This is a genomic window from Pseudomonas sp. Z3-8 (assembly GCF_051131975.1).
In the GTDB taxonomy this organism is placed as follows: Bacteria; Pseudomonadota; Gammaproteobacteria; order Pseudomonadales; family Pseudomonadaceae; genus Aquipseudomonas.
Genome location: NZ_CP071643.1, coordinates 2,654,986 through 2,676,099 on the forward strand (window position 1 = coordinate 2,654,986; position 21,114 = coordinate 2,676,099).

At 62.0% G+C, this 21,114-nt stretch carries 22 protein-coding genes; 8 read left to right on the top strand and 14 right to left on the bottom strand.

Annotated elements, in window-relative coordinates; translation table 11 throughout:
* Window positions 1-149 precede the first annotated feature (149 nt).
* On the top strand, window positions 150-2,201 hold the full coding sequence (locus J3P94_RS12315) for a TonB-dependent siderophore receptor (protein ID WP_434573703.1): 2,052 nt from the start codon (window positions 150-152) through the stop codon (window positions 2,199-2,201).
* 177 nt (window positions 2,202-2,378) lie between these two features.
* On the opposite strand, the gene J3P94_RS12320 is transcribed toward J3P94_RS12315, so the two are convergent.
* From J3P94_RS12320 to ribBA, 7 genes are all read right to left on the bottom strand, one after another.
* A complete protein-coding gene (locus J3P94_RS12320; protein WP_434573705.1) occupies window positions 2,379-3,422 on the bottom strand; it encodes an LLM class flavin-dependent oxidoreductase in 1,044 nt (347 codons plus the stop codon).
* Between the two features lie 30 nt (window positions 3,423-3,452).
* Window positions 3,453-3,938 carry a flavin reductase family protein gene (locus J3P94_RS12325; protein WP_434573707.1) on the bottom strand — a complete coding sequence of 162 codons (486 nt, stop codon included), beginning with the start codon at window positions 3,936-3,938 and terminating at the stop codon, window positions 3,453-3,455.
* A 40-nt stretch (window positions 3,939-3,978) separates the two neighbouring features.
* On the bottom strand, window positions 3,979-5,130 hold the full coding sequence (locus J3P94_RS12330) for an ABC transporter ATP-binding protein (RefSeq protein WP_434573708.1): 1,152 nt from the start codon (window positions 5,128-5,130) through the stop codon (window positions 3,979-3,981).
* A 17-nt stretch (window positions 5,131-5,147) separates the two neighbouring features.
* On the bottom strand, window positions 5,148-5,957 hold the full coding sequence (locus J3P94_RS12335) for an ABC transporter permease (protein WP_434573710.1): 810 nt from the start codon (window positions 5,955-5,957) through the stop codon (window positions 5,148-5,150).
* Between the two features lie 6 nt (window positions 5,958-5,963).
* A complete protein-coding gene (locus J3P94_RS12340) occupies window positions 5,964-6,887 on the bottom strand; it encodes an ABC transporter permease (RefSeq protein WP_434574159.1) in 924 nt (307 codons plus the stop codon).
* Entirely contained in the window at window positions 6,884-7,909 is a 1,026-nt protein-coding gene (locus J3P94_RS12345) for an ABC transporter substrate-binding protein (RefSeq protein ID WP_434573712.1), read from the bottom strand. Before J3P94_RS12345 ends, J3P94_RS12340 begins: the two co-directional genes overlap by 4 nt.
* Window positions 7,910-8,229: 320 nt before the next feature.
* Window positions 8,230-9,339: a bifunctional 3,4-dihydroxy-2-butanone-4-phosphate synthase/GTP cyclohydrolase II gene (gene ribBA / locus J3P94_RS12350; RefSeq protein ID WP_434573714.1), complete on the bottom strand. Its 1,110-nt coding sequence runs from the start codon at window positions 9,337-9,339 to the stop codon at window positions 8,230-8,232.
* Window positions 9,340-9,420: 81 nt separating this feature from the next.
* Between ribBA and J3P94_RS12355 the strand changes: the two genes are divergently transcribed.
* Window positions 9,421-9,714, top strand: coding sequence for a DUF1330 domain-containing protein (locus J3P94_RS12355; RefSeq protein WP_434573716.1), 294 nt, complete (start codon window positions 9,421-9,423; stop codon window positions 9,712-9,714).
* Window positions 9,715-9,723: 9 nt separating this feature from the next.
* Here the strand turns inward: J3P94_RS12355 and J3P94_RS12360 are convergent, their stop codons facing one another.
* The 7 genes from J3P94_RS12360 to J3P94_RS12390 all read right to left on the bottom strand — a co-directional run bounded on the left by J3P94_RS12360 (window position 9,724) and on the right by J3P94_RS12390 (window position 15,121).
* Window positions 9,724-10,287, bottom strand: coding sequence for an NUDIX hydrolase (locus J3P94_RS12360; protein WP_305500547.1), 564 nt, complete (start codon window positions 10,285-10,287; stop codon window positions 9,724-9,726).
* A 2-nt stretch (window positions 10,288-10,289) separates the two neighbouring features.
* Window positions 10,290-11,042 (bottom strand): GntR family transcriptional regulator, encoded by a 753-nt coding sequence (locus J3P94_RS12365; protein ID WP_434573718.1) that lies wholly within the window; start codon window positions 11,040-11,042, stop codon window positions 10,290-10,292.
* Window positions 11,043-11,103: 61 nt separating this feature from the next.
* Window positions 11,104-11,508, bottom strand: a complete 405-nt coding sequence (locus J3P94_RS12370) for a carboxymuconolactone decarboxylase family protein (RefSeq protein ID WP_305500549.1) — start codon at window positions 11,506-11,508, stop codon at window positions 11,104-11,106.
* A gap of 167 nt (window positions 11,509-11,675) precedes the next feature.
* Window positions 11,676-12,161, bottom strand: a complete 486-nt coding sequence (locus J3P94_RS12375) for a flavin reductase family protein (protein WP_434573721.1) — start codon at window positions 12,159-12,161, stop codon at window positions 11,676-11,678.
* 12 nt (window positions 12,162-12,173) lie between these two features.
* Window positions 12,174-13,655 (bottom strand): aldehyde dehydrogenase, encoded by a 1,482-nt coding sequence (locus J3P94_RS12380; RefSeq protein WP_434573723.1) that lies wholly within the window; start codon window positions 13,653-13,655, stop codon window positions 12,174-12,176.
* Window positions 13,652-14,485 (bottom strand): alpha/beta fold hydrolase, encoded by an 834-nt coding sequence (locus J3P94_RS12385; protein WP_434573725.1) that lies wholly within the window; start codon window positions 14,483-14,485, stop codon window positions 13,652-13,654. Before J3P94_RS12385 ends, J3P94_RS12380 begins: the two co-directional genes overlap by 4 nt.
* A gap of 45 nt (window positions 14,486-14,530) precedes the next feature.
* A complete protein-coding gene (locus tag J3P94_RS12390; protein WP_434573727.1) occupies window positions 14,531-15,121 on the bottom strand; it encodes an amino acid synthesis family protein in 591 nt (196 codons plus the stop codon).
* A gap of 684 nt (window positions 15,122-15,805) precedes the next feature.
* On the opposite strand from J3P94_RS12390, the gene J3P94_RS12395 reads away from it, so the two are divergent.
* The 6 genes from J3P94_RS12395 (at window position 15,806) to tpx (ending at window position 21,006) form a co-directional block, all read left to right on the top strand.
* Complete coding sequence (locus J3P94_RS12395) at window positions 15,806-17,215, top strand: circularly permuted type 2 ATP-grasp protein (RefSeq protein ID WP_305500557.1); 1,410 nt, start codon at window positions 15,806-15,808, stop codon at window positions 17,213-17,215.
* A gap of 3 nt (window positions 17,216-17,218) precedes the next feature.
* Complete coding sequence (locus tag J3P94_RS12400) at window positions 17,219-18,169, top strand: alpha-E domain-containing protein (RefSeq protein ID WP_305500558.1); 951 nt, start codon at window positions 17,219-17,221, stop codon at window positions 18,167-18,169.
* Window positions 18,166-18,963, top strand: coding sequence for a transglutaminase family protein (locus J3P94_RS12405; protein WP_434573730.1), 798 nt, complete (start codon window positions 18,166-18,168; stop codon window positions 18,961-18,963). The genes J3P94_RS12400 and J3P94_RS12405 overlap by 4 nt, the downstream gene beginning before the upstream one ends.
* A 185-nt stretch (window positions 18,964-19,148) precedes the next feature.
* Window positions 19,149-19,643 carry a hypothetical protein gene (locus J3P94_RS12410; protein WP_434573732.1) on the top strand — a complete coding sequence of 165 codons (495 nt, stop codon included), beginning with the start codon at window positions 19,149-19,151 and terminating at the stop codon, window positions 19,641-19,643.
* An 84-nt stretch (window positions 19,644-19,727) separates the two neighbouring features.
* On the top strand, window positions 19,728-20,399 hold the full coding sequence (locus J3P94_RS12415; RefSeq protein ID WP_434573733.1) for a DUF3313 domain-containing protein: 672 nt from the start codon (window positions 19,728-19,730) through the stop codon (window positions 20,397-20,399).
* Window positions 20,400-20,505: 106 nt separating this feature from the next.
* Complete coding sequence (gene tpx / locus J3P94_RS12420; protein WP_434573734.1) at window positions 20,506-21,006, top strand: thiol peroxidase; 501 nt, start codon at window positions 20,506-20,508, stop codon at window positions 21,004-21,006.
* Window positions 21,007-21,114: the final 108 nt, after the last annotated feature.

A 21,114-nucleotide genomic window follows, 5' to 3' on the forward strand; every position in this document is an offset into this window, starting at 1 on the left:
TACAAAAGATTTACTGGGAATGATTCTCAAAGTATATTCGCTCTCATTCACATCCCCCCCATGAGTGCAGCGTCTTGAATCGTTCCACCCCCCTCGCTTACCGCAATGCCCTCGTCAAATGTGTTTTACCCGCGCTGTCCTGCTGTTTCATGGCAAGCCCCTTGAAGGCCCAGGACACCCTTGAACTGCCCACCACGGATGTGCAAGGCAGTCGGATCATTCAGGACGAAGGCTACACGGCGACGCAAGCCAGCACGGCGAGCAAGAGCGATGTACCGATCAAGGAAGAGGCGCAGTCGATCAACGTGGTGACCCAGCAGACCCTGGCGGACTACCAGGTGCGCTCGCTGGACGACGCGATGAAGTTCGTCAGCGGCGTCAGCCAGGGCAACACCCTGGGGGGATCCCGGGACTCGCTGGTCAAGCGCGGTTTTGGCACCAACGATGACGGTTCGATCCTGCGCGATGGTGTGCGTTCGAACCTGGGCCACAACTTCAGCGCCACCACTGAGCGAGTCGAAGTGCTAAAAGGCCCGGCCTCTATGTTGTACGGCGCGCTGGAACCGGGTGGCCTGATCAACGTTATCAGCAAGAAGCCCGAATACACCCAGAGCACCACGCTGAGCGGCTCCGCCTACAGCGAGGGCGGCGGCACCATGGCCCTGGACACCACCGGGCCGTTGGGCGACACCGGGTTGGCCTATCGCCTGATCGCCGAACGCGGCCATGAGGATTACTGGCGCAACTACGGCGTCAATGAGAGCACGCTGGTGGCGCCATCGCTGGCCTGGACCGGTGAGCGTGCTTCGTTGAACCTGAGCTACGAGTACAACGAATATTCCAACCCGTTTGACCGTGGCACGGTGTTCAAGAATGGGCATCCGGCCGACATCGACTATGACAAGCGCCTGGACGAGCCTTGGGCCAAGAGCGTCGGGATCCGCGAGACGGCCACCGCGCGGTTCGAGTACGAGTTGAGCGAAGCGTGGAAAACCCGGGTGACCTACGGCTGGAACAATGACCGCTACCGTCTTGCGATTGCCCAGCCCGCTACGCTCACAGGAAATGTACTGCGCCGCAGGGCCAATGGCGCCCATTACGATGATGAGACCCGCTACGCCAGTTGGGATTTCATGGGTAAGCAAGAGCTGCTCGGACAGCGTCATGACCTGTTGCTCGGCATCGATAATCAGGTATCGGATCAATTCCGGGGCAAGACCTATCGTGGCAACCCCCAGCCCGGCTTCAACATAACTTCACCGGTTTACGGCAACCTGCCAGAGCCGAGTTTGGTCAGCACTACCGACAGTGACCTGCGCAACCAATTGAACTCCAGTTCCGTGTACCTCAAAGACAACTGGCATTTGGATGACCGCTGGATTCTTGTAGTCGGTGGTCGTTATCAACATTACGACCAATACAGCGATCAAGGTGTAGGTAGCGATTACGAACTCAATCGCGATGACAACGGCGACGCCTTCGTGCCATTTCTCGGCCTGGTCTACAAAGCCACCGGTAGCCTGTCGCTGTATGGCAACTACAGCCGTTCCTTCAAGCCGAACGACGACGTTGACGACGCCGGCAATACCTTCGATCCGGAAGAGGGCCGCAGCTATGAAATCGGCGCCAAGTACGATCCGCTCCCAGGCTTGAATATCAACGTTGCGCTGTTCGACATCGTGAAGAAAAACGTCGTTACGTCCACCACGGTCAATGGCGTGACGCTGGCGGAAGCCGCCGGCAAGGTAGGTTCCCAGGGTCTGGAACTCGACATCACGGGCCGCCTCGCCGACCGCTGGGACTTGATCGGGACTTACGCCTACACCCATACGGAAATCCTCGACGATCCGGAGGACGAAGGTCACCGTCTGGCCGATGCCCCCAAGCACACCGCCAGCCTGTACCTGAGCCACCATCTGAACGTGCCGGCCGAATTCGGCGCCTGGCACGCCGGGGCCGGAGCGCGGTATGTCGGCGAACGCGCCGCCAACAACGCCAACGATTTCTGGCTCAGCAGCTACACCGTCGCCGACGCGTTCCTGCGCTGGGAGTCGCCGGTGTTCGGACAAAAGACCTCGTTGCAGTTGAACGTCGACAACCTGTTCGACAAGCAGTACTACCCGTCGTCTACCGGGAGCCAGTTGCAGGTCAACGTCGGCGAGCCGCGTACTGCCAGATTGAGCGCCAGCGTGACGTTCTGATCGCAGTGCTTGAATAAAAATGCCCGGGCATCAAATGTCCGGGCATTTTTTTTCAGCTTCAATCCGCCTTCGCGAGCAGGCTCGCTCCCACATAGGCTGCGGGTGTTCCAGACCCTGTGGGAGCGGGTGTTACAGACCCTGTGGGAGCGAGCCTGCTCGCGAAGGCGATGTAACGGATCAGCGAAACGCCGGCACCACCTGCTGGATGAACAACTCCAGGGATTTTTTCTTCTCGGCATGCGGCAAGCTGTTGTCGCACCAGAAACTGAACTCGTCCACGCCCAGTTCCTGGTAGTACTTGATCCGCTCGATGATTTCCTTCGGGGTGCCGATCATAGTGTTCTTGCGGATGTTCTCCAGCTGAAACTCCGGGCGCTCGGCGAATTTTTCTTCCGGGCTTGGCGCCAGGAAGCCATTGACCGGCACCTGCTTGTTGCCGAACCAGGCGTCGAAGGTGCGATAGAACTTCGAGATTGCCTGGGCGCCGATCTTCCAGCCCTCGGGATCGTCCTCGGCGTGTACATGGGTGTGGCGCAGCACCATCAATTGCGGACGTGGCACGTCGGGATTGTTGTCCAGGGCGGCCTGGAATTTGTTCTTCAGGTCGAGGACTTCTTCATCGCCTTTCATCAAAGGCGTGACCATCACGTTGCAACCATTGGCGACGGCGAAGTTGTGCGAGTCAGGGTCGCGGGCGGCGATCCACATCGGCGGATGAGGCTTGCGGATGGGCTTGGGCACGCAGGTGGAAGTGGGGAATTTCCAGATCGCGCCGTCGTGGGCGTAGTCGCCTTGCCACAGGGCGCGCACCACCGGGACCATTTCCCGCAATGCCTGGCCGCCGGAAGAAGCTGGCATGCCGCCGGCCATGCGGTCGAATTCCACCTGATAGGCGCCCCGGGCCAGCCCGACTTCCATGCGGCCGTTGCTGATAACGTCGAGCAATGCGCATTCGCCAGCCACCCGTAGCGGGTGCCAGAACGGCGCGATGATGGTGCCGGCGCCGAGGTGAATGGTCGTGGTCTTGCCGGCCAGGTACGCCAGCAGCGGCATCGGGCTTGGCGAAATGGTGTATTCCATGGCGTGGTGTTCGCCGATCCACACGGTACTGAAACCGCCGGCTTCGGCCATCAGCGTCAGCTCGCTGAGGTCTTCGAACAACTGGCGATGGCTGACGCTTTCGTCCCAGCGCTCCATGTGTACGAACAGGGAAAATTTCATGGCGCTTTCTCTTTATTGTTGACGATCGGTTCAGGCGAGGACGGGCAGGGCGCCCATCTTGCCGTGGCAATAAACCAGCGGCCCCGGTGTGTGTTGCGGCACGATCAGGTTCTTCACGGCGCCGACCATGATGGCGTGGTCGCCACCCTCGTATTCACGCCACAGTTCGCATTCGATGATGGCGGTAGCGTTGCCCAACAACGGATTGCCCAGCGCGCTCAAGGTCCATTCGATGCCCTGGGCCTTGTCCTTGCCTTTGCGGGCGAACGCGTAGGCTTCGTTCTGCTGGCCGCCGGAAAGCACGTGGATGGCGAAGCGTTTGTTCCGGATCAGCACCGGATAGGAATCGGAGCTGTAGTTGGGGCAGAACAGCACCAGGGCCGGGTCCATCGACAATGAACTGAAGGCGCTGGCGGTCAGCCCGACGATTTGCCCGTCATCGTCCAGCGTGGTGATTACCGTCACGCCGGACGGGAACGAACCCATGACTTGTTTGTAGAGGTTGGCATCGATCATTTCGCAGTCCTCGCACGCAGGCGGTTATGACGCGGTGTTCTCAGTGGGCGCCGGCGGCCTTGTTCAGTTCGCTCTCGGCCCATTGGGTGTAGACGCAGGCATCGGCGGCGGCCCAGCGCACCCGCACCGGGTCGCCGGCCTTGAGCGGCATGCCGGCGGCGGACAGCGCCTTGACGGTCATCTGGGTGCCGCCGGAGGTGACCACGCTGCAGGTCTGGCTTTCGCCAAGAAAGAGCACCTCCACGACCTTGGCCGAGACTTCGTTCCAGCCGGCCGGCAGGGTGTCCTGGGTCGCCTGCTCGACACTCAAGGCCAGGGCTTTTTCCGGGCGGACCATCAGCAGCACGTCCTGGTCGGTTTGCAGGCCGGTGGTCAGGCGGATCGACAGTGACTGGCCTTCGAAGGTCGCCGCGGCATTGCCCTGGGCCTTGAGCTTGAGGAAGTTGGAGTTGCCCAGGAACGAGGCGACAAAGGCGTTCGGTGGATTCTGGTAGAGGTCGTAGCCACTGCCCAGGCCGACGATCTTGCCGTGGCTGAAGATCGCGATGCGCTGGGACAGGCGCATGGCTTCTTCCTGGTCGTGGGTGACGTAGACGATGGTGATGCCCAGCCGGCGGTGCAACTGGCGCAGTTCGTCCTGCAAATCTTCGCGCAGCTTTTTGTCCAGCGCGCCGAGAGGTTCGTCCATCAGCAGGATGCGCGGTTCATAGACCAGCGCCCGGGCAATTGCCACGCGCTGTTGTTGTCCGCCGGACAGTTGCGAAGGGCGCCGATGGGCGAACTCTCCCAATTGCACCAGCTTGAGCATGGCGTCGACCCGGCGCTCGCGCTCGGCGCTGGCCAGTTTGCGGATCGCCAGCGGGAAGGCGATGTTGTCGCGCACCGACAGATGAGGAAACAACGAATAGCGCTGGAACACCATGCCGATGTCGCGCTTGTGCGGCGGCACGTTGACCAGGGATTTGCCATCCACCAGGATCTCGCCGCTGCTGGGGGTTTCGAAGCCGGCCAGCATTGACAGGGTGGTGCTCTTGCCCGAGCCGCTGGAGCCGAGGAAGGTCAGGAATTCACCGTCCTGGATCTCCAGGGATATATCGTCCACGGCGGCAAAATCGCCGTAGTGCTTGTTCAGGTTGCGCAGGCTGACCAGGGTCTTGTTGTTCTGCTGTGCGGGGTCTTTGACGGCACTCATCGTATTCTCCTAGGCGCTCAGGCGCTGATTTCGTTGCGCCGGCGCAGGGCGGCGGCGATCACCATTACCAGCAGCGAGAGGCCGATCAGCAGCGTCGAAGCGACGGCGATCACAGGCGTCAGGTCCTGGCGCAAAGTGGTCCACATTTTTACCGGCAAGGTCTGCAGGGTCGGGCTGGCCATCATCACGCTCAGCACCACCTCGTCCCACGACACCAGGAATGCGAACAAGGCGCCGGCGACCATGCCCGGGCGAATGGCCGGAAACGTCACCTTGAACACCGCTTGCAGGCGCGAGGCGCCGCAGATCACCGCCGCGTCCTCGATGGATTGGTCAAACAGTTTGAGCGAGTTGATGATCGAGATGATGGTGAACGGCAGCGCGACGATCACATGGCTGACCACGAAGGCAAACATCGTCCCGGTGTAGCCGAGTTTCAGGAACAGCGCGTAGACCGCCACGGCGATGATCACCAGCGGCACGATCATCGGCAGGGTGAACAGGCCGTAGAGCATTTCCCGGCCAGGGAAGCGCCCACGTACCAGGGCAAACGCGGTAGGCAGGCCCAGGGCCACGGCGCTGACGGTGGTCAGCACCGCGACCTTGAGGCTGGTCAGCGCGGCGCTCATCCAGTCCGGGTTGGAGAAGAACTGGCCGTACCATTTGAAGGTCCAGCCCGGCGGTGGAAAGACCAGCCACTGGGACGAGCCGAACGACAGCAGCACGATGAACACGATCGGCAGCAGCAGGAACAAGGCGATCACGCCGGTGGTGAAGTACAGGCCGAACCGCATGCGTCGGCTCATGGCATTGGGAGTCAGGAGCATGGCGGCTTACCTCGCGTTGCTGGCGCCCACCGGGGATTCCGGCTGGAGCTTCAGGTAGAAGTAGAACAACACCAGGGTGATCGCCACCAACAGTGCGGCGCCGGCGCTGGCCAGGCCCCAATTGAGGAACGACTGCACCTGTTGGATGATGAATTCCGGCAGCATCATGTTCTGCGCGCCGCCCAGCAGCGCCGGGGTCACGTAGTAACCGAGAGACATCACGAAGACCATCAGCCCGCCGGAAAACAACCCCGGCCGGCACAGCGGCAGGAACACCCGGAAGAAGTTGGTCCAGGGGCTGGCGCCGCAGATGGAACCGGCCTGCAGGATCATCGGGTCGATGGCCTGCATGGTCGCCTGCAGCGGCAGGACGATGAACGGGATCATGATGTAGCTCATGCCGATCACCACGCCGGTGAGGTTGTGCACCATTTCCAGCGGCTGGTCGATGATGCCCAGGGCCATCAATGCCTTGTTCACCACGCCCGAGGCCTGCAACAGCACCAGCCAGGAATAGGTGCGCGCCAGCAGGCTGGTCCACATCGACAGCAGCACGATGTTCAGCATCCAGCGGCCCCAGCCACGGGGCACCAGGGTGATGGCCCAGGCCAGCGGGAAGCCCAGCAGCAGGCTGAACAACGTCACTAGCCCGGCCACCGAAAAGGTGTTGAACAGCACCCGGGCGTAAGCCGAGTTGGCGAACAGCTGCTCGTAGTTGCCCAGGCCCGGCACGGGTTCCAGCACGCCGCGCAGCAGCAGGCCGATCAGTGGCGCCAGGAAGAACAGGCCGAGGAACAGCAGCGCAGGAATCAGGTTGCCGGCGCCGCGCCAGCGTTGCATCAACGACGGCGTCTGCTTGCGCGCCACGGCCGGACCGGCAGCGCCGACGGCGCTCCCGGTGCGAGGGGTTGCCGCTGCCGCCATTTTCATTTGACCAGCCATTCATTCCACCGTGTCGCGATGTCCTGACCGTTCTTGGCCCAGTACGCAAAATCCAGCGTGATCTGATCCTTGGCGTAGGCGGTCGGCAGGTTGGGGGCGAGCACCGAGTCCAGGCGCGCGATGCTATCAACGTTGACGGGGGCGTAGGCGGTCAGGTTGGAGAAATCAGCCTGGCCCTTGGCGCTGCTGGCGTTGGCCAGGAATTTCATGGCGGCGGCCTTGTTTTTCGCACCTTTCGGGATAACCAGGATGTCGGCCATGACCAGATTCTGCTTCCAGCTCACGCCGACGGGCGCGCCGTCCTGTTGCAAGGCATAGATCCGACCGTTCCAGAACTGGCCGATGCTGGCTTCGCCGGACGCCAGCAACTGCTGGGACTGGGCGCCGCCGCCCCACCAGACGATGTCTTTCTTGATGGTGTCGAGTTTCTTGAAGGCGCGGTCCAGGTCCAGCGGATAGAGCTTGTCCTGCGCCACGCCATCGGCCAACAGGGCCAGTTCCAGCACGCCAGGACTTGGCCATTTGTAGAGGGCGCGTTTGCCAGGGTAGGTCTTGGTGTCGAACAGCGCGGACCAATCCGTTGGCTTGCCCGAACCGAGCTTGCCTTCGTTGTAGCCGAGCACGAAGGAGAAATAGAAGGAGCCGACACCGTGGTCGGAGACGAAGCGCGGGTCGATCTTGTCACGTTGGATGACAGAGAAATCGAGAGGTTCGAGCAGGCCTTCGGCGGCGGCGCGCAGGGCAAAGTCGGCCTCGACATCAACCACGTCCCATTGCACGTTGCCGCTTTCGACCATGGCCTTGAGTTTGCCGTAGTCGGTCGGGCCATCCTGGACCACGGTGATGCCGCTGGCCTTGCTGAATGGATCGGCCCAGGCCTGCTTCTGCGCGTCCTGGGTGCTGCCGCCCCAACTGACGAAGTTGACGCTTTCAGCGGCCATCGTCGCCTGGCTGGTGACACTCAGCAGGCCGGCAAAAAGAATTGCGGCTGCACTTTTCTTCAACACCATGTTCACGCCCTCATTGTTGTGTTTATTGAGTGGGCTTCTGTTCGCCCACTTATCGGGAGCTTTGGGTCAAGCAGGTCTTGCAAGTGACCGCGCCAGGGTAGGCAGAAGCGTTCGGTCGATGGAATATCATATTATGGTATTCCAAACTTTCTGCAAGGGTTTTGCCGTACCGGCTATCTGCCTGGAGCGGATTTTTTCTATGTCCATGAACCTTGTGGGAGCGAGCTTGCTCGCGATAGCGGTTTGTCAGTCGCCATGGATGTCGACAGGTCTATTGTCATCGCGAGCAAGCTCGCTCCCACAGGGAATGGCGCACAGGCCTACCCGGTAAAAGGAATGCTCTCCACCACCTCCAGGTCGTACCCGGTCAACCCGGCATACTTGAGCGGTGGCCCCAAATGCCGCAGCTTGCCTACACCCAGGTCCTGCAGAATCTGCGCGCCAGTGCCTACTTCAGAATAGATGCGCGATTGGGAGCGGCTGAACTGCCGTGGCGGCTGGGTCAGTTGCGGCACACGCTCAAGCAGCGCCTGGGACGACTCGTGGTTGGCCAGCACCACCACCACGCCACAACCTTCCTCCGCCACCCTCTGCAGGGCCGCCCACAACGTCCAGTTGGACGGGCCGTTGTACTCCGCACCCACCAGGTCCCGCAGTGGATCGATCACATGCACGCGCACCAGCGTCGGTTCTTCCCGGCGGATGTCGCCCATGACCATCGCCATGTGCACGCCGCCTTCGATGCGATCTTCAAAGGTGAACAGGCGGAAGGTACCGTGCACCGTCGGCAGTTCCCGTTCACCGATGCGCACCACCGTGTGCTCGGTGCTCAGGCGGTAGTGGATCAGGTCGGCGATGGTGCCGATCTTGATGCCGTGCTTTCGGGCGAAAATTTCCAGGTCCGGCCGGCGCGCCATTGTGCCGTCATCGTTCATGACTTCGACGATCACCGACGCCGGCGTGAAGCCTGCCAGGCGCGCCAGGTCGCAACCGGCTTCGGTATGCCCGGCGCGGGTCAGCACGCCGCCTTCCTTGGCGCGTAGCGGGAAGATATGCCCCGGCTGGACAATGTCGGCCGGCCCCGCGTCACGAGCAACAGCGGCGGCGACGGTGCGCGCCCGGTCAGCGGCGGAAATACCGGTGGTCACGCCCGTGGCGGCCTCGATGGACACCGTGAACGCGGTGCTGAACACGCTGCCGTTGCTCGGCACCATCTGTTCGAGGCCCAGGCGTTGGCAGTGCTCATCAGTCAGGGTCAGGCAGATCAGCCCGCGTGCTTCGCGGGCCATGAAGCTGATCGCCTGGGCATTGCAACAATCGGCGGCGAGCAGCAAGTCGCCTTCGTTTTCCCGATCTTCGTCATCCACCAGCAACACCATCTTGCCCAGGCGGTAGTCTTCGATGATTTCCTCAATGCTGTTAAAGGCCATGGCGGGCTCTCTTTGTTTTGAAGGTGCAGGATGGAAGCAGCTTGTGGTATACCATAATACAAAACAAACACAGAGGTCACTATGAAGGCGTACTGGATTGCTCATGTGGATGTCAGCGACCCCGATCAATACAGCCAATACACCCAGCGCGCGCCAGCGGCGTTTGCCTTGTATGGCGGACGGATGCTCGCCCGGGGCGGACGCAGCGAAGCGATGGAAGGCAGGGCCACGCCGCAGCGCAGCGTGGTGATCGAATTCGATTCCTACGAACAGGCGCTGGCCTGCTATCACTGCGAGGAGTATCAGCAGGCGAAGAAGCATCGTGAGGGTGTGGCGCGGGCCGAGGTGATCATCGTCGAGGGCGTGGCGCCCTGATCGCAGGCGTCAGCGGATGAAGTGAATCTTGCCGCTGTCGTCGTTGCCCATGTAGATGCCGTAGACCCCGGCCTGGCGTTCCTCTATGTAACGTTCGAGGATCTGCCGGATGGCCGGGTAATAGATGCTGTCCCACGGAATGTCTTCGGCAGCGAAGAATTGGCAGGCGAGGGTTTCCGCGCCGAACTCGCCGGTGATCTCCAGCGCGATGGCGCGGAAGATGATGTACACCTCGCTGATTTTCGGCACGCTGAAAATCGAGTAGGGCGAGATGATTTCGGCGCGCACGCCGGTCTCTTCCCAGACCTCGCGCAGGGCCGCCTGCTCGGTGGTCTCGTTGCCTTCCATGAAGCCGGCCGGCAGTGTCCAGGTGCCGGGGCGCGGCGGGATGGCGCGTTGGCACAGCAGGTACTTGCCGTCCTGTTCGATGATGCAGCCGGCGATGATCTTCGGGTTCACGTAGTGGATGTAGCCGCAGCCGCCGCACATCAGCCGCTCATGGGTATCGCCCGCTGGCAGGCGCTGGCTCAAGTCAGTGCCGCCACACTTTGGACAAAAGCTCGGGCTGAACATGATCAGCGTCCTATGCGCGGTTCTTTCAACGCGATGGGTGCGGTGATTTCCGGGATGTTGCCGGTCTCTTCCTGCTGGCGCTTGAGGTATTCCAGCGCAACCTTGGCGGCGGCGCGTACGTGATCGACGCAGGCCTGGTGGGCCATCAGCGGATCGCCACTCTTGATCGCCTCGACCATGCGTTCCATTTCCTGGTTGCTGCTGCCACGGCGGTTTTCCTGGGACACCGACGTCGCCCGCAGGTAGCTGATGCGCGCCTGCAACTGGCGCAACTGGGTGGCGGCAACATGATTGCCGGAACCTTCAAGCAGTACGTCGTAGAAACCCTGGACCGAATCCAGCACCTGCTGCAGCTCGCCGTCCTTGAGAGCCTTGCGGTTTTCCTCGAGGGCTTTTTCCAGGGCCTTGATGTCCTTGGCCTTGGCCCGCAGGGTGAACAACTGGACGATCAGGCCTTCGAGCACGCACCGCAGCTCATAGATGTCACCGGCGTCGGCCAGGGTGATGATCGCCACCCGTGGACCCTTGGCATCGGCGAACTCCACCAGGCCTTCGGATTCGAGGTGACGCAGGGCTTCACGCACCGACGTACGGCTCACGCCCAGGCGGTCGCACAGGTCGCGTTCGACCAGGCGATCGCCCGGCAGCAGCTGGAAGTTCATGATGGCGCTTCGCAGTTTATCCAGCACGATCTCGCGCAGGGTAACGGGGTTGCGATTGACCTTGAAGCTGTCGTCGAGTGGCAGGCGTTTCATGGGGTCCGCTCTGTTATGTGGCTGTCCATGCAAAACGGGCAAACATCCATGCTCGTTCAGTTCAAACAGCCGAGGGTTGACTGGAGGCCTCGGCGTCGGCTTCGGCGAAGGCTTCGCGGGCAAGCCGGAAACTGTCTACGGCAGCGGGGACGCCGCAATAAATGCCGACCTGAAGCAGAATTTCGCGTATTTGCTCACGACTCAGTCCGTTACGCAAGGCGCCGCGCACATGCAGCTTGAGTTCGTGCGGACGATTGAGCGCCGAGATCATCGCCAGGTTGATCATGCTGCGCTCCTTGAGCGACAAACCCTCGCGGCCCCAGACATGGCCCCAGCAATATTCCGTGACCATTTCCTGCAGCGGCCGGGTGAAATCGTCGGCGTTCTCGATGGCGCGGTTGACGTAGTCCTGGCCCAGTACCTGGGTGCGGATCTTCAGGCCTTGCTGGTATTTTTCGTTGCTCATCGCGGTGTGCTCCCGAAATCCTCGACCGGGCTGATACCGGCTCCTGAAAAAAGTGCTGAACCTGTGGGAGCGAGCTTGCTCGCGATAGCGGTGGATCAGTCACATCAATGTTGAATGTGCAGCCGTCATCGCGAGCAAGCTCGCTCCCACAGGGTTTTGTGTCAGCCTCAGGCCAGCACGGGCAGCGGGCCCAGCTTGCCTTTGTGGTAGATCATCGGCGTGACCGGTTGCGCGGGCAGGATCAGGTTCTTCACCGCGCCGACGATGATCGCGTGATCGCCACCGTCGTATTCGCGCCACAGCTCGCACTCGATGATTGCCGTGGCTTTACCCAGCAACGGATTACCCAAATCGCTCAGGTGCCAGTCGATGCCTTTGGCCTTGTCCTTGCCTTTGCCGGCGAAGGCGTAGGCTTCGGCGGTCTGGTCGGCGGACAGCAAGTGGATCGCGAACTGCTTGCTGTCGCGCAGGATCGGGTAGGTATCGGAGGCATAGTTGGGGCAGAACAGCACCAGCGCTGGGTCAATGGACAAGGCGCTGAAAGCGCTGGCGGTAATGCCGACGATATTGCCCTCCGGGTCCAGGGTGGTAACCACCGTGACGCCGGACGGGAACGAGCTCATGACTTCTTTGTAGATGCCGGGTTCGATCATTTCTCAGGACTCCTAGCGCATCACGAACGGGTCAGGCATGGGCGCCTGGGAAAGGTTGATCCACACCGTTTTCAGCTCGGTATAGGCCAGCACTGAATCGATGCCGCTTTCGCGTCCGTAGCCACTGTTCTTGAACCCGCCGATGGGCGCCATGGCCGAGACCGCGCGGTAGGTGTTGACCCAGATGATCCCAGATCGCACGTCCCGGGCCAGGCGATGGGCGCGGCCCAGGTCACGGGTCCAGATGCCGGCGGCGAGGCCGAACTGCGAGTCGTTGGCGATCGCCAGGGCTTCGGCTTCGTCCTTGAAACGAATGACCGACGCCACCGGGCCGAAGACTTCTTCCTGCATGATCTTCATCGAATTGCGATCGCACTCGAACAGGGTCGGCTCGTAGAACCAGCCGTCTCCCAGGTTCGGCGGGCGCTTGCCGCCCAGGCGCAGGCGCGCGCCTTCGGCAATCGCGTCGGCCACCAGGCCCTCGACTACGGCCAGTTGCTGTGCGGTGGCCATGGGGCCCATTTCGCTGGCGTCTTCCTGGGGGTTGCCGATGCGAATGCGCTGGGCGCGCTCCACCAGTCGCGAGACAAACTCGTCGTAGATTTCGTCCTGTACCAGCAACCGCGATCCGGACACGCAGCTCTGGCCGGAGGCGGCGTAGATGCCGGCAATCGCACCGTTGATGGCGCTGTCGAGGTCGGCGTCGGCAAAGATGATGTTGGGCGACTTGCCGCCCAGCTCCAATGACAGCTTGGCGAAGTTCTCGGCGCTGCTGCGCACCACATGCCGGGCCGTGGCCGCGCCGCCGGTGAAGGCGATCTTGCGTACCAGCGGATGGCGGGTGAGGGCGGCGCCGGTGCTCGGGCCGTAGCCGGTGATGACGTTGACCACGCCCGGCGGGATCCCGGCTTCGAGGGCCAGGCGAGCGAGTTCCAGGATCGTCGCCGAGGCGTGCTCGGACGGCTTGATCACGATGGTATTGCCGGCCGCCAGCGCCGGGGCGAGCTTGATGGCGGTGAGGTACAGCGGGCTGTTCCAGGGGATGATCGCGGCGACCACACCCATGGCTTCGTGCACGGTGTAGGCGAACAGGTCCGGCTTGTCGAGGGGCAGGGTGCCGCCTTCGAGCTTGTCGGCGAGGCCTGCGGTGTAGTGGAAAAACTCCGGCAGATAGCCGACCTGGCCACGGGTTTCACGGATCAGCTTGCCGTTGTCGCGGCTTTCGAGCTGGGCCAGCTTTTCCTTGTTTTCGGCGATCAGGTCACCGAGACGGCGCAGCAGTTTGCCCCGAGCAGTGGCGGTCAGTCCGCGCCAGGCCGGGCTGTCAAAAGCTGTTTGTGCGGCTTGTACGGCGCGATCGACATCGGCTTCGTCGGCATCGGGCAGCTCGGCCCAGGGCTCGGCCAGCGCCGGGTTCAGGCTCTCGAAGGTCTTGCCGGACAGCGCATCGACCCATTCACCGCCGATGCACATCGAAAAGCGTGCGAGTGTCATGCAACGATCCCCTTTATTGGATTTTGTCGGGTGTTGGCCGTGTCGAGGAATTCCAGCAGCAACTGGTTGACCAGGCGCGGCGACTCTACCGGCATCATATGCCGTTGCTCGGCGAGCACGGCAACCGTGGCGCCGGGAATCCGCTCGGCCAGTTGCCGGGCCATTTCCGGGGTCGAGCCGGGGTCCAGTTCGCCGGTGGCAATCAACGTCGGCACCTGGATGCTGCCCAGGTCGTCGGCGCGGTACATGTCCTGGGTGGCGAACAGCTCATAGGTGGTCAGGTAACCCTGGGGATCGTTCTGCGCCAGGGTCTGGCGCAGCGCGGCGATCTGCGCCGGATTGGCCGCCTGGTATTCGCGGCTGAACCAGCGCGACAGCGCGGCTTCGGCGTTCGCGTCCGGGCCATGCTCGGCGGCCTGGGCGGTGCGGGCGATGACCCCCGCGCGTTGTTCGGCGCTGCGGTTGAACACGCTGTTGAGCACCACCAGGCCTTGCAGGCGTTGCGGATAGTGCAAGGCGAAGGCGCGTGCCACCAGGCCACCCATGGAAAAGCCGATCACGCTGGCCTGGGGCAGTTGCAAGTGGTCCAGCAACTCCAACAGCTGATCGGCGTACCCGAGCAGTCCGGTGCCAGTGGCAGGGCGCGGGCTGGCGCCATGGCCGAGCATGTCGTAGGCGATGACGCGATACTTCGTGGCCAGGCCAACGACCTGGCCGCCCCACATTTCTTTGTTCAGGCCCACGCCGTGGATCAGGACCACGGGCTGGCCTTGGCCGGTCGCCAGGTAACTGGTGCCGGCCGGGGTGAGTTCAGCGGTGAGCCGAATCATGGAGCGCTCCTGCATGCCTTTTTTATTGTGGTTGCCCCGGCGGGTTCACTGGGCCTTTTCGGCGGCCAGCTCTTCCAGGTCGATGTAACGATTGCCGATGCGTGGATGCAGGCGACCGCCATCGGCGCAGCCCAGCACCACGACGATTTCGTCGGCGCGCGGTGCGTCTTCGATCTGCATTTCCAGGGTGATGTAGTGCGAGCGCAGGCCTTCGTCGTCCTTGTGCATCATCGGGATCTGGATCGAGGTGCCGGGGCCGCCGCGCTTGTTGGTGAAGCTCAGGTAGCTCTTGGCCTTGACCGCTTCGCGGTAGTGGTTGCCGAAGCGCAGGGTATGGATCACGGCGGAGGCGTGCTCGATCTCGCCATCGGCGCCGACGACCGCGGCCTTGCCATAGGCTTCGATCTTTTGCGCACCGCCAATGATGCCCACCAGGCGCTCGACCATCAGCGCGCCGAGATCGGAGCAATTGGCGCGGATTTCCGGTTTCAGGTCTTCGACAAAACCACGGCCCAGCCAAGGGTTCTTCATGACCACCGCCAGCCCGACCATGGTCACCGGCTTGTCGGTAGCCTTGCCACCTTCGATGAAGGTTTCTTCGACATAGCTGACGATCTTGCGAATTTCGAAACTCATGAGCTGCTCCGTGGGGAAAGTGTCTGTGCGTATGATGGTATACCATAATACTGTTGGTGCAAGTGGCGACTTAGGATTTGTGCAAGGGGAGGCGACGGAAGGCTGGGGGCGGGCAGGAGGTCTTGAGGATGCCAGGGAACCCAGTGGCGAGGGAGCTTGCTCCCGCTCGGCGACGCAGTCGCCGCAAAGGAGTCCACTGGGTGTAACAGGTGAAATGGTTGCCGATGATGGGGCCGCTTCGCGCCCCAGCGGGAGCAAGCTCCCTCGCCACGATGTGCTTTCCCGCGAAATCTCGGCGCTTGAGCTATCGTTGGGTAAACCCAGCCATTTTTGCCGGTGGGTATAAATTTCCCCTTTTCAGGGCATCCGGGGCCAACTTCTCGCCCGACTGCACCGATTCGACCCGTTTGTGGCATCGACGCCGGGCACTGAAATAAACGTTTCAGCCAGCAAACCGATTTTTGCCGTCAAATAGAAAAGAAATTTCGCTTTTTCAGCGTTGCGCGCCGTTTTTTCCAGCATTGTGTGGATGCGCCCGCGCTTAGGCACAGCGTTTGCTACGGCTCAAAGACGCAAGAACCAAGAGGTGCTCCAAGGAACAGGCTCATCAAACAAGGCAAGGCCAGACTGGTGAAATGACGAAGTCATAAGAAATGCCGTGTACGACACGGCTGGGAGTTGGCTATGCCCCACGCTTTTTTCAATGAAATGTACGACGCACAGGGTGACTGCCGCCCGCATTACCAAGCCTTCTCGCGCTGGCTGGCGGATACGCCGCTGGAGCTGTTGGAACAACGCCGCCGCGAAGCCGACCTGCTGTTTCATCGCGCGGGCATCACGTTCACCCTCTACGGCGACGAGCAGGGCACCGAGCGCCTGATCCCCTTCGACATCATCCCCCGCAGCATCAAGGCCAGCGAATGGCAGACGGTCGAGCGTGGCTGCATCCAGCGGGTCCAGGCCCTGAACATGTTCCTGGCCGATATCTACCACGGGCAACGCATCCTCAAGGAAGGCATCATCCCGGCCGAGCAAGTGCTGGCTAACGAGGGCTACCAGATCGCAATGCAGGGCCTGGACCTGCACCGTGGCATCTACGCGCACATTGCCGGTGTCGACCTGGTTCGCGACGGCGACGGCAGCTACTACGTGCTGGAAGACAACCTGCGCACGCCCAGCGGCGTGAGCTACATGCTCGAAGACCGCAAGATGATGATGCGCCTGTTCCCCGAGCTGTTCGCCGCCCAGCGCGTGGCGCCCATCGACCACTATCCGAACCTGCTGCTCGATACCCTCAAAAGCTCAAGTCCACTCGACAACCCTACCGCCGTGGTGCTGACCCCGGGGCGTTTCAACAGTGCCTATTTCGAACATGCGTTCCTGGCCCGGGAAATGGGCGTGGAGCTGGTGGAGGGCGCCGACCTGTTCGTGCGTGACGACCACGTTTATATGCGCACCACCGCCGGCCCCCAGCAGGTGGATGTGATTTACCGTCGCCTTGACGACGCCTATCTCGATCCGCTGTCGTTCAATCCCGATTCGATGCTCGGCGTGCCCGGGCTGGTCGCGGTCTATCGTTCCGGCAACGTGGTGCTGGCAAACGCCGTCGGCACTGGCGTGGCGGACGACAAGTCGATCTACCCCTATGTCGACGAGATGATCCGCTTCTACCTCACCGAAGAACCGATCCTGAAGAACGTGCCCACCTGGCAGTGCCGCAAACCCCAGGACCTGTCCCATGTGCTGGCGAACCTGCCCGACCTGGTGGTCAAGGAAACCCAGGGTTCCGGCGGCTACGGCATGCTGGTGGGGCCGGCCGCCACCGCAGCGGAAATCGAGGATTTTCGTGCCCGTCTCAAGGCCCGGCCGGAGGCCTACATCGCCCAGCCGACCTTGAGCCTCTCCACGTGCCCGACTTTTGTCGAAAGCGGCATCGCCCCGCGCCACATCGACCTGCGTCCCTTCGTGCTGTCCGGCAAGGAAACCCGCCTGGTACCGGGCGGCCTGACCCGCGTGGCGCTGCGCGAAGGCTCGCTGGTGGTGAACTCGTCCCAGGGTGGCGGCACCAAGGACACTTGGGTAGTGGAGGACTAAGACATGCTTTCAAGAACCGCTTCGGACCTCTATTGGATGTCCCGCTACCTGGAGCGCGCCGAGAACCTGGCGCGCATGCTCGAAGTCAGTTATTCGCTGTCGCTGATGCCCCAGGCCGGGCGCAGCGACGGGCATGCCGAGCTGGCGATGTCGCTGCTGGCGGCCGGTACGCTGGACGATTACAACGCCCGTTATGACGCGCTCAACAGCGAGCGCATGCTGCATTTCTTTGCTCTGGATGAAGCCAACCCCGGCAGTATCTATAGCTGCCTGCGTGCCGCGCGCACCAATGCCCACGCCGTGCGCGGACGCATCACCGCCGACATGTGGGAAAACATCAACGCCACCTGGCTGGAGATGCGCAACATCGCCAGTAACGGCCTGGGCCGCTACGGCATCAGCCATTTCTGCGAATGGGTCAAGGAGCGTTCGCACCTGTTCCGCGGAGCGACGTCGGGCACGATCATGCGCAACGACGCCTACAGTTTCATTCGCCTGGGAACCTTCATCGAGCGCGCGGACAACACCTTGCGCCTGCTGGACGCGCGCTACGAGATGTTCGGCGAGGAGTCGGAGGAGGTCAGCGACAACTCGGCGCGCGGCTATTACCAATGGAGTGCCTTGTTGCGGGCGCTGTCTTCGTTCGAGGCGTTCAACGAGATCTACCGTAACGCGCCCAACGCCGAGCAGGTCTCGGAGATGTTGCTGCTGCGGGCCGACGTGCCGCGCTCGCTGCATGCGTGCATCGAAGAACTGGACCATATCCTCGCCAGCCTGCCTGGCAACAACGGTCGTCCGGCCCAGCGCCTGGCCGCGGAATTGAATGCGCGCCTGCGTTATTCCGGCATCGACGAGATTCTCGCGTCGGGCCTGCATCAATGGCTGACCGAACTCATCGGCCAGATCCGCCACCTGGGCCAGACCGTTCACGATGCCTACCTGGAGGTGGTATGAAATTGTCCATTCGCCACGACACGACCTACAGCTATGCCGACGAAGTCTGCACCAGCATCCAGTTCCTGCGCCTGACGCCCAAGGACAGCCCGCGCCAGCGCATTCTGCAATGGCACCTGGAGTTGCCACGCCTGGTGCGCAGCCAGCTCGATCCTTACGGCAACATCCTGCATGTCATGACCATGGACGAGCCTCATGGGGCTCTGGTACTGACCGCTTACGGTGAAGTGCAGATCGACCAGGCCGTCGAGATGGAGCCTGACAGCCAGTCACCGCTGCCGTTCCTGCGCACCAGCCGTCTCAGCCAGGCCGATGAGAGTCTCAGCGCTTTCGCCGTGGCCCGGTGCGGGGCACGGCGTGATCGTTCGGCGCTGGCCGACTTGATGAATGGCCTTGCCGATCGCATGGCCTACCTTCCGGGCACTACCGCGGTCAGCAGCACGGCGGCCGAGGCGTTTGCCGGCGGTGCCGGCGTCTGCCAGGACCACGCCCATGCGTTCGTGGCGTGTGCCCGTAGCCTGGGCGTGCCGGCGCGGTATGTGTCTGGCTACCTGTGCACCGAAGACGAAAACCACCTGGCGAGCCATGCCTGGGCTGAAGCCTGGCTGGGGGATGGCTGGTACAGTTTCGACGTAACCAATCGCCTGACCCGTCCCGATCGCCACCTGAAACTGGCGATCGGCCTGGACTACCTCGACGCCTGCCCGGTGCGCGGCATGCGCCGGGGCGGCGGGGCGGAGCAGATGCACGCGCGGGTGCAGGTGAGCTCAATGGTGCAGGTGCAGCATCAGTAATTGATCCAATAAAGCCTGAGGCCCCTTCGCGAGCAGGCTCGCTCCCACAGGGTTTCGGCCGGACACCGGTCCATTGTGGGAGCGAGCCTGCTCGCGAAGGCGGCTGCACGGTTCTTTTGCGTACGCAGCCGTGCGAACCTGTCATCATCGCGCTTCGCAACACCCCCTTATAAAGGAACAGCGCCATGGACGATGTACAGCAATTGGGTGAGATGCTCCGTCACTACGCCGACAGCGAAGCGCACAAGAAGCAGCAGCACCAGGCTCACTCGGCGGTATGGGCTGAGCGGATCGAGGCGTTGTACGGGCAGATCGAGCAATGGTTGGCGCCGGTCCTGGCGCCGAACCTGCTGGAGTTGAGCCGTGGCGCGTATGTCGCCCATGGGCCGAGTGTTCCTGCCGAGACGTCGACTTTCAAGACGGAAAAACTGACCTTGTCCATTACCGGTAAACCGGTTGAGTTTGTGCCGGATGTGATGGGCGCGGGCGGGTTGATTTCCTTGTCCATCATCGGCCTGACCGCCACTCGCCACGGCAGCATTTCCCTGGTTTGCCAGCCGCCATCAACGCAGTGGCAATGGCGCAGGACCAACGGGTTGAAGGATCCGGACACCTACGTCTTCGATGCAAATTTCCTCGCTCAGCAGTTGCAGAGTCTTATACCGCGCGAGCGAAGCTGAATACGCTTGGCCGGGCAAAACCCCGCGCATTGGCTATACCTGTAGTTCCGCCCCCCGTCGGGTGTGGCTTACAGGAGTAACAGCATGAAATTCGCGTCCCTGATCGGCACCGTTTGCATCGCCTCGCTCGCGCTCGCGGGCTGCTCCAGCAAAGTCACCCAGCCGGACGAGTATTCCGGATTCCTGGGGGACTACAGCCGGCTCAAGGAAGAAAAATCGCCGTCGGGGGCCGAGGTGATGCGCTGGGTCGATCCGAAGATCGATCTGGCGAAGTACTCCCGCATCTATATCGAACCGACCCAGCTGTACCCCAAGCCGCAAGCGACGGTGAAGATCCCGTCGGCAACGTTGGCCGGCATCACCAGCTACTACGACCAGGCGCTCAAGCGTGAAGCCGGCAAGTCCCTGCCGCTGGCGACCAGCCCTGGCCCGGGTGTCCTGGTGGTGCGGGCGGCGATCACCGCGGTCAACAGCAAGACCGAGGGCCTGAAACCCTACGAAGTGATTCCGATCGCCCTGGTGGCCGCCGCGGTCAGTACCGCCAGCGGCATTCGTGACCAGGAAACCACCCTGGGCACCGAAGCGGTGTTTCTCGACGGTGGCAATAATGCGGTAATCGCCCAGGTGGTGCGCAAGGGCACGGGTAAACCGTTGTCGAACGAGTCCCAGATCATGAAGCCCGATGATGTCAAAGGGGTCATCGATGGCTGGGCGGCGGATCTGCATCAGTCATATTTGCAGCTCAAGGCTAAATAGCAGGCCCGGTCACTCGTGACTTTTTGTGTGCAGGCATAGGTCGGAGCACCATTTCATGGTTAACTCCGGCCTCACCATTTTCAAACCTGTCAGAAGGAATCCGTTCATGGCTCAAGTCACTCTCAAAGGCAACCCTGTCCAAGTCAACGGCCAGTTGCCCCAAGCCGGTTCCAAGGCGCCAGCCTTTTCCCTGGTTGCCGGCAATCTGTCGGACGTTTCCCTGAAGGATTTCGCCGGCAAGCGCAAAGTGCTGAATATTTTCCCAAGCGTCGACACGCCGACCTGCGCCACTTCCGTGCGCAAGTTCAACGCCCAGGCCAACGATCTGAACAACACCGTAGTGCTGTGCATCTCCGCCGACCTGCCGTTCGCCCAGGCCCGTTTCTGTGGTGCCGAAGGCCTGGAAAACGTGCAGAACCTGTCGACCCTGCGCGGTGCCGAGTTCATTGAGAACTACGGCGTTGCGATTGCCGACGGCCCGCTCAAAGGCCTGACCGCCCGTGCCGTTGTGGTGCTGGATGAAAACGACACCGTGCTGCACAGCGAGCTGGTCAAGGAAATCGCTGAAGAGCCGAACTACGACGCTGCACTCGCTGCTCTGAAATAACTGCGCTGAAATAAAGTATTTATTACAATTGTTAACGGCCTGGCCTGACCAGGCCGTTTTCATTTGTGTTTCAAGGCTTTAGCTAACCGGGCGGAATGTAAGCCCAAG

What these genes read in the sequence shown, in the direction of transcription:
- J3P94_RS12375 (WP_434573721.1), bottom strand. Translation starts at nt 12,161, where the DNA reads ATGATCGAACCCGGCATCTACAAAGAAGTCATGAGCTCGTTCCCGTCC.
- J3P94_RS12355 (WP_434573716.1), top strand. Translation starts at nt 9,421, where the DNA reads ATGAAGGCGTACTGGATTGCTCATGTGGATGTCAGCGACCCCGATCAA.
- J3P94_RS12365 (WP_434573718.1), bottom strand. Translation starts at nt 11,042, where the DNA reads ATGAAACGCCTGCCACTCGACGACAGCTTCAAGGTCAATCGCAACCCC.
- J3P94_RS12345 (WP_434573712.1), bottom strand. Translation starts at nt 7,909, where the DNA reads ATGGTGTTGAAGAAAAGTGCAGCCGCAATTCTTTTTGCCGGCCTGCTG.
- J3P94_RS12340 (WP_434574159.1), bottom strand. Translation starts at nt 6,887, where the DNA reads ATGAAAATGGCGGCAGCGGCAACCCCTCGCACCGGGAGCGCCGTCGGC.
- J3P94_RS12395 (WP_305500557.1), top strand. Translation starts at nt 15,806, where the DNA reads ATGCCCCACGCTTTTTTCAATGAAATGTACGACGCACAGGGTGACTGC.
- J3P94_RS12370 (WP_305500549.1), bottom strand. Translation starts at nt 11,508, where the DNA reads ATGAGCAACGAAAAATACCAGCAAGGCCTGAAGATCCGCACCCAGGTA.
- J3P94_RS12385 (WP_434573725.1), bottom strand. Translation starts at nt 14,485, where the DNA reads ATGATTCGGCTCACCGCTGAACTCACCCCGGCCGGCACCAGTTACCTG.
- ribBA (WP_434573714.1), bottom strand. Translation starts at nt 9,339, where the DNA reads ATGGCCTTTAACAGCATTGAGGAAATCATCGAAGACTACCGCCTGGGC.
- J3P94_RS12400 (WP_305500558.1), top strand. Translation starts at nt 17,219, where the DNA reads ATGCTTTCAAGAACCGCTTCGGACCTCTATTGGATGTCCCGCTACCTG.
- J3P94_RS12330 (WP_434573708.1), bottom strand. Translation starts at nt 5,130, where the DNA reads ATGAGTGCCGTCAAAGACCCCGCACAGCAGAACAACAAGACCCTGGTC.
- J3P94_RS12360 (WP_305500547.1), bottom strand. Translation starts at nt 10,287, where the DNA reads ATGTTCAGCCCGAGCTTTTGTCCAAAGTGTGGCGGCACTGACTTGAGC.
- tpx (WP_434573734.1), top strand. Translation starts at nt 20,506, where the DNA reads ATGGCTCAAGTCACTCTCAAAGGCAACCCTGTCCAAGTCAACGGCCAG.
- J3P94_RS12335 (WP_434573710.1), bottom strand. Translation starts at nt 5,957, where the DNA reads ATGCTCCTGACTCCCAATGCCATGAGCCGACGCATGCGGTTCGGCCTG.
- J3P94_RS12320 (WP_434573705.1), bottom strand. Translation starts at nt 3,422, where the DNA reads ATGAAATTTTCCCTGTTCGTACACATGGAGCGCTGGGACGAAAGCGTC.
- J3P94_RS12415 (WP_434573733.1), top strand. Translation starts at nt 19,728, where the DNA reads ATGAAATTCGCGTCCCTGATCGGCACCGTTTGCATCGCCTCGCTCGCG.
- J3P94_RS12405 (WP_434573730.1), top strand. Translation starts at nt 18,166, where the DNA reads ATGAAATTGTCCATTCGCCACGACACGACCTACAGCTATGCCGACGAA.
- J3P94_RS12325 (WP_434573707.1), bottom strand. Translation starts at nt 3,938, where the DNA reads ATGATCGATGCCAACCTCTACAAACAAGTCATGGGTTCGTTCCCGTCC.
- J3P94_RS12380 (WP_434573723.1), bottom strand. Translation starts at nt 13,655, where the DNA reads ATGACACTCGCACGCTTTTCGATGTGCATCGGCGGTGAATGGGTCGAT.
- J3P94_RS12410 (WP_434573732.1), top strand. Translation starts at nt 19,149, where the DNA reads ATGGACGATGTACAGCAATTGGGTGAGATGCTCCGTCACTACGCCGAC.
- J3P94_RS12390 (WP_434573727.1), bottom strand. Translation starts at nt 15,121, where the DNA reads ATGAGTTTCGAAATTCGCAAGATCGTCAGCTATGTCGAAGAAACCTTC.
- J3P94_RS12315 (WP_434573703.1), top strand. Translation starts at nt 150, where the DNA reads ATGGCAAGCCCCTTGAAGGCCCAGGACACCCTTGAACTGCCCACCACG.